A 260-nucleotide genomic window follows, 5' to 3' on the forward strand; every position below is an offset into this window, starting at 1 on the left:
GCATCGATGTCGGCCTGGGTGACCGTGTAGCTGATCGTGTAGGTCCAGGTCTCTCCGACCTCGAGCTGACCGTCGGTCGTGATCGACTCGACCGGCCCGCTCAGGGTGCCGTTCGTACCGTCCGGCAGCACGTCGGTCGTACTGACGCCGGTCTGGGTCACGTTGCCGGTGTTGGTGACCTCGATCGTGTAGTCGATCGTCTGGCCGGCCGCGGTCACCGGGCTGGGGCCGCCGGTCTGGGTCTTGCTGACCGTCAGGCT

The 260-nt window shown here is 66.9% G+C and carries 1 protein-coding gene; it reads right to left on the reverse strand.

All coding sequences use genetic code 11. From position 1 onward, the window contains the following. On the reverse strand, positions 1-260 hold a 260-nt coding region (locus HFP89_RS00195), incomplete at both ends, for a DUF11 domain-containing protein (protein WP_168715622.1).

The organism is Wenzhouxiangella sp. XN79A, from assembly GCF_012272825.1.
Lineage (GTDB): Bacteria > Pseudomonadota > Gammaproteobacteria > Xanthomonadales > Wenzhouxiangellaceae.